Below are 12,130 nucleotides of genomic sequence, written 5' to 3'. Positions count from 1 at the left end.
TCCCCTTGCAGCATGCGGGTTTTCTGTTTTCTGCAATGGCGACTTTGGGCAGCTTTCTATACTTGCCGTGGAAACTTATCTACATCTTCGATCCGTCGAGCACCGCTCGCCCTTGATGTCGCCGGACGGCTATATCCGTCTGCCGCTGGCGAGTCTCAATGCGCTGTCCTTCGTCCATCTGTTTTCGGAGGGCGATGACGATTTTCTGCAGGAGCTCAGGGCGCAGACCGTTCCGGCCTGTTCGGCCGGATTCTCCGAATGGAAAAGCGACACCAGCCCGCCCATTTCGCTCGGCTGGGGCTGGTTCATCCACAGCCAGTCCCATCGCATGCTGCTCGCGCCCGACGGCATACGCAGCAACGTGATGCTGATCGATGCGCACGGCTACGATCTCGGACCCGGCAAGACCTCCAACCTCTTCTGCATGTGGCTCAATGCCTTCGACTGGCAAGGTGTTGTCAGCATGGCATTGCGCGACTCCATCGCCTGTTAACTTTGCCAGTTACCAAAGCCTGGCTGCGGCGATGTAATGGGCTTCGAACAACTCTCCGTTTCACAGCCATGCAGACGATTTTTGGTAAATTCAGCGCCCTTTCCCCGGGCCTGGAAACAGCGCTTGCCGAATACCGGCACAAGATTTTCATCGAGCGCCTCGGCTGGTCCCTGCCCGTCGAAAATGGTCTGGAGCGCGACCAGTTCGATCACCGCGACACGATCTATGTCGTTGCACGAGAAACCGACGGCGCCATATGCGGATGCGCGCGCCTGCTGCCGACTACCGAGCCGTATCTGTTGAGCGAGGTGTTCCCGCATCTGCTGGGCGGCGCGCCCGCGCCGCGCGCGCACGATGTGTGGGAGCTGTCGCGCTTCGCCGCAGCCAGCACCAATCCCGATTCCGCGATCGACCCCGCGCGCAACACGTACAGCCTGCTCGCCGCCGCCGTCAAGACCGCGGCGGAGCAGGGGGCGAAGCGCCTGATCACGGTATCGCCGCTCGGCATCGAACGCCTGCTGCATCGCATGGGCGTTCACGCCCACCGGGCGGGGCCGCCCATGCTGGCGGAGGGAAAACCCATCTTCGCCTGCTGGATCGAAATCGATGAGCAGACCGTCAGCGCATTGAACATCGCGTCTGTGGAGGAGCATGCGGAAGACGATCCAATCATGCCGCGCGTGCCTGCGGAACAGATGCAGATGCCGGCATTGCAGCTGCAGCCGGGCTAGTTGTTCGGTTCCGCACATACGTTGCATGGAAGATGGCGAGAATCGCGCCGATACTGGGCCAGGAATGCGCGCAAGGCATCAGCCTTGCTGCGCTTTTTCTTGTCTCGCCCCGATCTCGTCACTTTTCCTTTGCGACGAATCTGCGAAACGGGACAACAGCGGCAGGTCCGCGCGCCGGCCAAGCCGGATAGCTGCTTCACCTTGCATCGTCCGCGCGGAGAATCCGTACATACACGAATCAAACAGACCTTCCATTCACTTCTGCGTTGCCGCCAAACCGCAATGAAGCGCACGCGTATCGATATGCAAAAATGAGTTGTCAAAAGTTGTATCGTCTCTGTGTCGTTCGACGTTATCATTTGTGCATCGCATAAGCTCACGGGAGAATTGAGCAATGGAAGCGTGGAGAGAAGATCGCCTGAACGACCTGCTACGTATCGAATCGGAGCACGAATTGTTTGATGAGATCGCCGGCATGGCTTCGGCAATCGGATTCGAATACTGCGCATACGGCATTCAGATGCCGGTTCCGATTTCGCGGCCAAGCGTGCAAATGTTCAACAACTATTCCCAGCGCTGGCGGAAGTGCTACAGCGAGCGCGGCTACCTTCAGATCGATCCCACGGTGCAGCATGCGATCCGGTCGACGCTGCCGGTGGTCTGGTCCAACACGCTGTTCGAGCCTGCGCAGGAGATGTGGGAGGAGGCGCGCGGACATGGCTTGCAGCATGGCTGGGCGCAGGCCTCGCGCGATGCGGGCGGCAGTCTCGGTCTGCTGACACTGGCGCGCAGTGCGGAACAGCTGACTGCCGGCGAGCTGTACCAGAACGAGGCGCGAATGGTGTGGCTTGCGCAGTACGCGCACGTGGCGATGGCGCGGCTCCTGATTCCGAAGCTCGCCCCGGAAACGCAGGTCATGATGACGGCGCGCGAAAAGGAAGTGCTGCGCTGGACCGCGGAAGGCAAGACCGCTTACGAGATATCGCAGATCCTCGCGGTATCCGAGCGCACGATCAATTTCCACATCACCAATGTCGTGCTGAAGCTGGGCGCGTCCAACAAGACCCAGGCGGCGGTCAAGGCGGCGGCATTGGGCATGTTGTCCTGAGTTCTTCCTGCCTTCCTCGGAGGCATTTCCTCTTCACGTTTCACCAATGCATTGCGCGCACTCACGAACAATTTGGGTGCGCAATCCCTTCAGCGCACCTTCGTCGTGCGGACTGTCAGAGTTGACAGCTAGGTTTTGGTTCGTCGATGCACAAAAATGGGATTCACCTGAATTCCATGAGGTCACGAAGCCATGTCGCAGCTGCATGAAATAGGTTTGCCAATCCGCGCCCATGTGCGTCGCATTGCATTCCGTTCTTCCATTTCGACATGATCAAGAGACCGTTCGCCGAACCGGTCATGCGCTGCACGATCACCGCCTTCAAGCACCTTTCGCTCAATGCCGTCATGGGGAATGCGCACGGCATTCCTGCTCGGTGTTTTCCCTGCATTAGCCAGCACTGACCGACTGGTTTTTGCAAAGATCAATAGAGGAGTCACGGCATGTTCAAGAATCTCAAAATCAAGACGCTCGTCATTCTGGCGCTGGGAGTTCTCACCGCATTGGTGCTGGTCATCGGCGGACTGGGAATCTACGGCACTAAGCATACGGTGGACCAGCTGCAGAGCATCGCGCTCAAAGACGTGAAAGCGGCGGCAATCGTCGAAAAGATCCGCTTCAAGATGGAGGTCAATCGCAGCCAGATTCTGCAGACGCTGCAGCATAACCCGGTGACGGATTGGGCAAAGCTGCATGATCATCCGATCGACGTTCACTTCAAGGTCATCAACGACACCACGAGCGAGATCAACGACATCTGGGCGCGCTACATGGCCGGCATCGCCACCGCGGACGAGCGCAAGCTGGCCGACGACTGGCACGCCAGGAGCGGCAAGCTGGGGATCGACGGCATCAGTGCCGCGGCCGACGCGATTCGCGCCGGCAAGTGGGATGACAGCGAGATGGTGCTCATCAAGACGATCAACCCGACGTACCGGGTTGCGGACGGCGCGTTGAAGGAGCTGACCGATTCCATGGGGCAGCGCGCGCAAGCCAACAGCGCGCAGGTCGAGGCCGATATCGCCGGCATGTTCTATTTCATGCTGGGTGTGGCGGCGGCCGGTGCGCTGCTCGCTGTCGCGATCGGTTTCTTCCTCGTGCGCAGCATCACTGTGCCGCTCGATCAGGCAATCGCGATCGCGCGCCGCGTGGCCGAAGGCGACCTTACCGGCGACATTGAGGTGTCGTCCACGAACGAGATCGGACAGCTGCTGCGCGCCTTGAAGGACATGAACGCCAGCCTGACGGGCATCGTGCAGAACGTGCGTGTCGCCACCGACATGATCGGCACCGCGTCCAGCCAGATCGCGACCGGCAATCTGGACCTGTCGTCGCGCACCGAGCAGCAGGCCGGTTCGCTGGAGGAAACCGCATCCTCGATGGAGGAGCTGACCGGCACGGTCAAGCAGAACGGTGACAACGCGCGGCAGGCCAACCAGCTCGCGCTGTCCGCGGCAGAGGTGGCGGTCAGGGGCGGAGCGGTGGTGTCCGAAGTCGTTACCACCATGGGATCGATCAATGAATCCGCGCGCAAGATCGTCGACATCATCAGCGTCATCGACGGCATCGCGTTCCAGACCAACATCCTTGCCTTGAACGCCGCCGTGGAAGCGGCGCGCGCCGGCGAGCAGGGACGCGGCTTTGCGGTCGTGGCGACGGAAGTCCGCAATCTCGCGCAGCGCTCGGCAGGTGCGGCGAAGGAAATCAAGATGCTGATCGGCGATTCGGTGGAAAAGGTGGGTGTCGGCGCGAAGCTGGTCGATCAGGCGGGCGCGACGATGAACGAGATTGTCGACAGTGTCAAGCGCGTCACCGACATCATGGGCGAGATTGCATCCGCCAGCCAGGAGCAGAGCGCCGGCATCGAGCAGGTCAATCAGGCAGTCGCGCAGATGGACCAGATGACGCAGCAAAACGCGACGCTGGTCGAAGAGGCTGCCGCAGCGGCCGAATCGCTGGAAGGCCAGGCGCAAAACCTGGTGCAGGTGGTCAGCGTGTTCAAGCTGGTCGAGATGCCGGCAGCGGCACAGGCGCCATCCCCATCGGCCAGGGTGGTGGACATGCGGCGCAGCGCAATCAACCTCACGCAAGCGAAGACGGCTCGTCATGTGCCGCTGGCCGACAAGCCGCGACTGACTGCGATCGCATCCTGAGCGCAATCGCGACGGTCGATTTCCCCGATTTATTCCATGTAGGCAATCCGAAGATTCGGCGCGGATGACGAAACGCATTCGTCATCCGCGCCATTCAGTTCGGGTTGAAAGTTGTGAAAGCAACAATGAAAGGGCCGATTCCTTCAGCAGTTTTCGATCGATTCACACAAGTTCGCAGGATTCCCGGCTGCCCATCTTCATGGCTCGCGGATTCTGTGCTTTCCATCAATGACAGACAAGGAGCGCAATGAAACATCCACCCAACCTGTTTTCCAATCCACCTTCTCCGGCCGTGCTCGCCTTGGCGGACGGTTCGCTTTTCACCGGCATGTCGATCGGCGCCTCCGGGCGGACGGTGGGGGAAGTGGTGTTCAACACGGCGATGACGGGCTATCAGGAGATCCTGACGGATCCGAGCTACAGCCGCCAGCTGGTGACGCTGACGTACCCGCACATCGGCAACGTCGGGGTCAATGCGGAAGACGTGGAGGCGGGCCGGGTGCACGCGGCCGGGCTGATCATTCGCGACCTGCCGGCGCTGGTGTCGAACTTCCGCGCCACGCAGAGTCTGTCGCAGTACCTGCAGGCGCAGAACGTGGTGGCGATCGCCGGCATCGACACGCGGCGGCTGACGCGCCTGCTGCGCGAGAAGGGCGCCCAGAGCGGCGCGATCGTGGCCGGCGACGGTGCCGATGCCGACGAGGCGCTGGCGCTGGCGCGCTCGTTCGGCGGGCTGGCCGGGATGGACTTGGCGAAGGTCGTGTCGACCCCGGTCGCCTACGAATGGAGCGAGACCGAATGGACGCTGGGCGCAGGCCATGGCCGGCAGGAGGCGGCGCAGTACCACGTGGTCGCGTTCGACTACGGCGTCAAGCGCAACATCCTGCGCATGCTCGCCGCACGCGGCTGCCGGATCACGGTGCTGCCGGCGCAGGCCTCGGCGGCCGACGCCATCGCGCTGCAGCCGGACGGCATCTTCCTCGCCAACGGCCCGGGCGACCCGGAGCCGTGCGACTACGCCATTGCCGCCACGAAGGAGCTGATCGAGCGCGGCTACCCCACCTTCGGCATCTGTCTCGGCCACCAAATCATGGCGCTGGCCTCGGGCGCAAGGACGCTCAAGATGAAGTTCGGTCACCACGGCGCGAACCACCCGGTGCAGGACCTCGACACCAAACAGGTGATGATCACCTCGCAGAACCACGGCTTCGCGGTCGACGCATCGACCCTGCCAGCCAACTGCCGCGTCACCCATGTGTCGCTGTTCGACGGCTCGCTGCAGGGTTTCGCCCGCACCGACCGCCCCGCCTTCTGCTTCCAGGGACACCCGGAAGCCTCGCCCGGTCCGCACGACGTGGCCCCCCTGTTCGATCGCTTCGTGGCGATGATGGAGACCAAGAAACATGCCTAAGCGTACCGACCTCAAAAGCATCCTGATCATTGGCGCCGGCCCGATCATCATCGGCCAGGCCTGCGAATTCGACTATTCCGGCGCGCAAGCCTGCAAGGCGCTGCGCGAAGAGGGCTACCACGTCATCCTGGTCAACAGCAACCCGGCCACCATCATGACCGACCCCGAGATGGCCGACGTCACCTACATCGAGCCCATCACGTGGCAAGTGCTCGAACGCATCATCGCCAAGGAATGCCCGGACGCCATCCTGCCCACCATGGGCGGCCAGACCGCGCTCAACTGCGCGCTCGATCTGCACCGGCACGGCGTGCTGGCCCGGTACGACGTCGAACTGATCGGCGCCTCGCCGGACGCCATCGACAAGGCCGAGGACCGCTCCCGCTTCAAGGAGGCGATGACGAAGATCGGTCTCGGCTCGGCCCGCTCCGGCGTGTCGCACACGCTGGAGGAATCGTGGGCGGTGCAGAAGGAACTGGGCTTTCCCGTCATCATCCGGCCCTCCTTCACCATGGGCGGCACCGGCGGCGGCATCGCCTACAACCCCGAGGAATTCGAGGCCATCTGCAAGCGCGGGCTGGAAGCCTCGCCCACCTCCGAACTGCTGATCGAGGAATCCCTGATCGGCTGGAAGGAGTTCGAGATGGAAGTCGTGCGCGACCGGGCCGACAACTGCATCATCGTCTGCTCGATCGAGAACCTCGACCCGATGGGCGTGCACACCGGCGACTCGATCACGGTGGCGCCGGCGCAGACCCTGACCGACAAGGAATACCAGATCATGCGCAACGCCTCGGTCGCGGTGCTGCGCGAGATCGGGGTCGATACCGGCGGCTCCAACGTGCAGTTCGCGATCAACCCGCAGGACGGGCGCATGATCGTGATCGAGATGAACCCGCGCGTGTCGCGCTCCTCGGCGCTGGCGTCGAAGGCCACCGGTTTCCCGATCGCCAAGGTCGCGGCGAAACTGGCGGTCGGCTTCACGCTCGACGAATTGCGCAACGACATCACCGGCGGTGCCACCCCGGCCTCGTTCGAACCGACCATCGACTACGTCGTCACCAAGATCCCGCGCTTTGCCTTCGAGAAATTCCCGCAGGCCGACAGCCATCTGACCACGCAGATGAAATCGGTCGGCGAAGTCATGGCGATCGGCCGCACCTTCCAGGAATCGTTCCAGAAGGCGCTGCGCGGCCTCGAAGTCGGGGTCGACGGCATGAACGAGAAGACCACCGACCGCGAAACCATCGAGGAGGAGCTGGGCGAACCGGGACCGGAACGCATCTGGTACGTCGGCGACGCCTTCGCCCAGGGCTTCAGTCTGGAGGAGGTGCACCAGCTGACGCACATCGACCCGTGGTTCCTGGTGCAGATCAAGGAAATCGTCGACATCGAGCTGTGGCTGGAAACGCAGACGCTGGACAGCCTCGACAAACCCACCCTGTTCCGCCTGAAGCAGAAGGGCTTCGCCGACCGCCGCCTGGCCCGGCTCCTGAAGACCAGCGACACCGCGGTGCGCGACAAGCGGCGCGCACTGGGCGTGCGCCCGGTCTACAAGCGGGTCGACACCTGCGCCGCCGAATTCGCCACCCGCACCGCCTACATGTACTCCACCTACGAGGAAGAGTGCGAATCGCAGCCGACCGGCAACAAGAAGATCATGGTGCTGGGCGGCGGCCCCAACCGCATCGGCCAGGGCATCGAGTTCGACTACTGCTGCGTGCACGCCGCGCTGGCCATGCGCGAGGACGGCTATGAAACCATCATGGTCAACTGCAACCCGGAAACCGTGTCCACCGACTACGACACCTCCGACCGCCTGTACTTCGAGCCGCTCACGCTGGAAGACGTGCTGGAAATCGTCGACAAGGAACATCCGGTCGGCGTCATCGTCCAGTACGGCGGCCAGACCCCGCTCAAGCTCGCGCTCGACCTCGAGGCCAACGGCGTGCCCATCATCGGCACCAGCCCCGACATGATCGACGCCGCCGAGGATCGCGAACGCTTCCAGCAGTTGCTGCACAAGCTCGGCCTGCGGCAGCCGCCCAACCGCACCGCGCGCACCGAGGCAGACGCCCTGCGCCTGGCGCAGGAGATCGGCTACCCGCTGGTGGTACGTCCCTCGTATGTGCTGGGCGGACGCGCGATGGAAATCGTGCACGAGCAGCGCGACCTCGAGCGCTACATGCGCGAGGCGGTCAAGGTCTCGCACGACTCGCCGGTGCTGCTCGACCGCTTCCTCAACGACGCCATCGAGGTCGACGTCGACTGCCTGTCCGACGGCAGCCGCACCTTCATCGGCGGCGTGATGGAACACATCGAGCAGGCCGGCGTGCACTCGGGCGACTCGGCCTGCTCGCTGCCGCCGTACTCGCTGTCGCCGGAGACGATCGCCGAACTCAAGCGCCAGACCGCGCTGATGGCGCAGGGCCTGAACGTGGTCGGCCTGATGAACGTGCAGTTCGCGATCCAGCAGCAGGAGATCGACGGCAAGCTGCAGGACATCGTGTACGTGCTGGAAGTCAACCCGCGCGCCTCGCGCACGGTGCCGTTCGTGTCCAAGGCCACCGGCCTGCCGCTGGCGCGGATCGCGGCGCGCTGCATGGCCGGGCAGACGCTCGACAGCCAGGGCATCGGCAGCGAAGTGGTGCCGGCCTACTACAGCGTCAAGGAAGCGGTGTTCCCGTTCGTCAAGTTCCCCGGGGTGGATACCATCCTCGGCCCCGAAATGAAGTCCACCGGCGAAGTCATGGGCGTGGGAAGGACCTTCGGCGAAGCCTTCGTCAAGTCGCAGCTCGGCGCCGGCATCAAGCTCCCCGCCTCCGGCCGTGTCTTTCTTTCCGTCAAGAACAGCGACAAGCCGCGTGTCGTGAAGCTGGCGCAGGAACTGGATGCGCTCGGCTTCGCCATCTCCGCCAATGAATCCACCGCGACGTTCATCACCATGGCCGGCCTTTCCGTGACGACGATCAGCGAGACAGCCAGCGGCTACCCGGTCACCGCCGGCATGATCGGCAACAAGGAATTTTCGCTGGTCATCGTCACGGCGGACGAGAAGCGCAGCTCGATCATGGACTCGCGCGTTCTGCGTGCCGCCGCGCTTGCCGCGCAGGTGCCGGTGTGCACCACCATCGCGGGCGCAGCTGCGACCATCGCGGCACTGCGCCACATCAATGCCTACGACCTGTACTCGCTGCAGGACATGCACAAGGCGATGCCAGCTGCGCCCGCGCCCGCCATTGCCTCTGTCACCACGGCTCCCGCGACGCAGGTGGAGCGGCGCAAAGGCGAGCGCAGGCAGCACGCGCAGCCCGGGCATGCATTGCCGCAGGACGACAGCGGGGGACGTGCAACGGACGCCATCGACAGACCGCTCAACCTGTTCATCCGGCAGCCGTTCACCGAGTCCGGCCAGGAGGAGCAGGGCATCATCGCCGATGTGCTGCAGTTGATCGACAGCGCGAACGGCGCGCCGCATGCGTTCAACTACCTCACCGGATTGCATGCGGAGAGCGCAGAGACCTTCAAGCAATCGTTCGAACTGGAGACGGGCCAGCCGTTTACGCCGCAGAGCTTCCGCGACCACCGGCTGGAGCTGCTCGACCATGCGGATGCCGTCATCAACATCCGTGTCGGCATGAGCGAGAGCAGCGCCTTCGAGCTCGCCTATCACATCTTCAAGGGCAGCTGCGCGCCGATCCTGTTCCTCGTCTGGAAGCATGCGCCGATCAAGACGACCCTCCTCAGGGAACTGCAAAACCTGTGCGATGTGACGTATCTGGAATTCGAGCGTGTCGATGACCTGAAGCAGGGCGTGCAGGAATTCTTCAACGCGAAGGCGCCGGGGCGCAGAACCCTGTCCCGCGCCGCAGGCTTCGGTTCCAGCGTCGTGAACAAGGGCGTCAAGAGCTGAAGTAAGGGTTCACAGAGTGTGTTTGGCCTTGGAGGTGCCGAATTTTTTGGCACCTCTTTTTTTGTCAGTCCGTCGTCGCTTCGCGCCAGGATGGAACGTGACGACGGCATGAGCGCGCATCGCGTGCCTTGACCCTTTCTTCTCCCGCTGTTCCTTCCCGCTGTTTCCTCCCGCTGCGGCCTCGCAGCCTCCTGATTTTTACGGTTTCTTTACACCGCCCGCGCAGGTTTTTACGAAATTTTTATTTCGTTCCCGCTACGCTGATCATCGTCACAGTACAACTGTATGAGGTGAATGATGGACATGGTTTATATCGGGATGCTCGCGGCATTTTTGCTGGCGGCATGTGTGTTTACCGGCGCCTGCGAAAAATTGGAGGAACGTCAATGAACGCGTTTTATATCGTCGGCGCCGTGACGGCGGCCGGCCTGCTGGTGTATCTGGTCCTGGCGCTCTTGAAGGCGGAGGAACTGTGATGTCGATGCAATCGATCATGCTGCTTGTCGCGTTTCTCGCGGTCTTGCTGGCGCTCTCCTGGCCGCTTGGCATCTACCTCGCGAAGGTCGGCGAAGGCGCGCCGATACGCGGCCTCGGATGGCTGGCCGGGGTGGAAAAGTTCCTGTATCGCATGGCCGGCGTCTCGGCTGATTCGGCGATGGGCTGGAAGACGTATGCGCTGGCGCTCCTGGCATTCAATGCGCTGGGCGCGCTGTTCGTCTACGCGGTGCAGCGCCTGCAGGCCTGGCTTCCGCTCAACCCGCAGGGCTTTGCCAATGTCAGTCCCGATTCGGCATTCAATACTGCCGTGAGCTTCGTCGCCAACACCAACTGGCAGGGCTACGGCGGCGAATCGACGATGAGCTATCTGACGCAGATGCTGGCGCTGACCGGGCAGAACTACCTTTCCGCCGCGACCGGCATCGCCGTCGCGTTCGCCCTGATTCGCGGCTTCTCGCAGCGCTCGGCGAAGACCATCGGCAACTTCTGGGTCGACCTGACACGATCGACCCTGTACGTGCTGGTCCCGCTGTCCACGGTGTTTGCCGTGTTCCTCGTCAGCCAGGGCGTGATCCAGAATTTTTCCGCCTACAAGGAAGTCTCGCTGCTTGAGCCGGTGACGTATCAGCAGCCGAAAATCGGCGCGGACGGTCAGCCGCTGAAGGACGATCAGGGCAATCCGGTGCTGGAAAATGCGACCGCCACAACGCAGACGCTGGCGATGGGCCCCGTTGCGTCGCAGGAGGCGATCAAGCTGCTCGGCACCAACGGCGGCGGCTTCTTCAATGCGAACTCCGCGCATCCCTACGAGAACCCGACGCCGCTGGCCAACTTCTTCCAGATGCTGGCCATCTTCCTGATCCCGGCCGCGCTGTGCTTCGCCTTCGGTCGCATGGTCGGCGACACGCGACAGGGCTGGGCCATCCTCGGCGCGATGACCCTGATCTTCGTCGTCTTCACGGTCGTCATCATGGGTGCGGAGCAGCAGGCGCATCCCGCCCTGCATGCACTCGGGGTCGATCAGGCAGGCAGCGCGCTGCAATCGGGCGGCAACATGGAAGGCAAGGAAACCCGCTTCGGCATCGGCGCGTCGTCCCTGTTCGCCGCCGTCACCACTGCGGCATCCTGCGGCGCGGTCAATGCGATGCACGACTCCATGACGCCGCTGGGCGGCATGATGCCGATGCTCCTGATGCAGCTGGGCGAAGTGGTGTTCGGCGGCGTCGGCGCCGGCCTGTACGGCATGCTGATCTTCGCGATTCTCGCCGTCTTCATCGCCGGCCTGATGATCGGCCGCACGCCGGAGTACCTGGGCAAGAAGATCCAGGCGCATGAAATGAAGATGACATCGATCGCGATCCTGGTCACGCCCGCGCTGGTGCTGGCCGGCACCGCGCTGGCGGTGATGCTCGATGCAGGCAGGGCGGGCATCCTGAATCCCGGCGCGCACGGCTTCTCCGAAATCCTGTACGCGCTGTCGTCGGCGGCCAACAACAACGGCAGCGCCTTCGCCGGCCTGTCTGCCAACACGCCGTTCTACAACATCCTGCTCGCCGTGGCGATGTGGTTCGGCCGCTTCGCGGTGATCGTGCCCATTCTCGCCATTGCCGGTTCTCTGGCCGCGAAAAAACGGCTTGAAGTCACCGCCGGCACGATGCCGACGCACGGTCCGATGTTCGTCGTGCTGCTGGTCGGAACGGTGCTGCTGATCGGCGTACTGAATTACGTGCCGGCGCTGGCCCTCGGCCCCATCGTCGAGCACCTGCAGTTATACACGGCTCGTTAACAAGAATCTGATACAGGACTCTGATACAGGAATCTGA

7 protein-coding genes and 1 pseudogene are annotated in these 12,130 nt (G+C 63.0%); all 8 read left to right on the top strand.

Annotation, left to right across the window (positions count from 1 at the left end):
• Positions 1-67 precede the first annotated feature (67 nt).
• The 8 genes and pseudogenes from D3870_RS16720 (at position 68) to kdpA (ending at position 12,093) form a co-directional block, all read left to right on the top strand.
• Complete coding sequence (locus D3870_RS16720; RefSeq protein WP_147375811.1) at positions 68-493, top strand: DUF4902 domain-containing protein; 426 nt, start codon at positions 68-70, stop codon at positions 491-493.
• 68 nt (positions 494-561) lie between these two features.
• Positions 562-1,224, top strand: a complete 663-nt coding sequence (locus tag D3870_RS16715) for an acyl-homoserine-lactone synthase (RefSeq protein ID WP_119740855.1) — start codon at positions 562-564, stop codon at positions 1,222-1,224.
• 394 nt (positions 1,225-1,618) lie between these two features.
• A complete protein-coding gene (locus D3870_RS16710) occupies positions 1,619-2,332 on the top strand; it encodes an autoinducer binding domain-containing protein (protein ID WP_119740853.1) in 714 nt (237 codons plus the stop codon).
• A 443-nt stretch (positions 2,333-2,775) separates the two neighbouring features.
• Positions 2,776-4,485 carry a methyl-accepting chemotaxis protein gene (locus D3870_RS23085; RefSeq protein WP_119740849.1) on the top strand — a complete coding sequence of 570 codons (1,710 nt, stop codon included), beginning with the start codon at positions 2,776-2,778 and terminating at the stop codon, positions 4,483-4,485.
• Positions 4,486-4,732: 247 nt separating this feature from the next.
• Positions 4,733-5,896, top strand: a complete 1,164-nt coding sequence (gene carA / locus D3870_RS16695; protein ID WP_119740847.1) for a glutamine-hydrolyzing carbamoyl-phosphate synthase small subunit — start codon at positions 4,733-4,735, stop codon at positions 5,894-5,896.
• Positions 5,889-9,113, top strand: a pseudogene (carB, locus tag D3870_RS16690) (carbamoyl-phosphate synthase large subunit); the annotation flags it as partial. The gene carA and the pseudogene carB, both read left to right, overlap by 8 nt.
• Before the next feature lie 1,082 nt (positions 9,114-10,195).
• Entirely contained in the window at positions 10,196-10,285 is a 90-nt protein-coding gene (gene kdpF, locus D3870_RS16685) for a K(+)-transporting ATPase subunit F (RefSeq protein ID WP_119740843.1), read from the top strand.
• Complete coding sequence (gene kdpA, locus D3870_RS16680) at positions 10,285-12,093, top strand: potassium-transporting ATPase subunit KdpA (protein ID WP_119740841.1); 1,809 nt, start codon at positions 10,285-10,287, stop codon at positions 12,091-12,093. The genes kdpF and kdpA overlap by 1 nt, the downstream gene beginning before the upstream one ends.
• The last annotated feature ends 37 nt before the right edge of the window (positions 12,094-12,130 follow it).

Origin of the sequence: Noviherbaspirillum cavernae, from assembly GCF_003590875.1 — a bacterium.
GTDB classification, from domain to species: Bacteria; Pseudomonadota; Gammaproteobacteria; order Burkholderiales; family Burkholderiaceae_D; genus Noviherbaspirillum; species Noviherbaspirillum cavernae.
The sequence above is the reverse complement of the archived record's forward strand: the minus strand, read 5'-3'. Positions and strand labels throughout refer to the sequence as shown.

Coding starts and splice junctions, on each gene's coding strand:
- D3870_RS23085 (WP_119740849.1), top strand. CDS start 2,776: ATGTTCAAGAATCTCAAAATCAAGACGCTCGTCATTCTGGCGCTGGGA.
- kdpA (WP_119740841.1), top strand. CDS start 10,285: ATGTCGATGCAATCGATCATGCTGCTTGTCGCGTTTCTCGCGGTCTTG.
- D3870_RS16710 (WP_119740853.1), top strand. CDS start 1,619: ATGGAAGCGTGGAGAGAAGATCGCCTGAACGACCTGCTACGTATCGAA.
- carA (WP_119740847.1), top strand. CDS start 4,733: ATGAAACATCCACCCAACCTGTTTTCCAATCCACCTTCTCCGGCCGTG.
- D3870_RS16715 (WP_119740855.1), top strand. CDS start 562: ATGCAGACGATTTTTGGTAAATTCAGCGCCCTTTCCCCGGGCCTGGAA.
- kdpF (WP_119740843.1), top strand. CDS start 10,196: ATGAACGCGTTTTATATCGTCGGCGCCGTGACGGCGGCCGGCCTGCTG.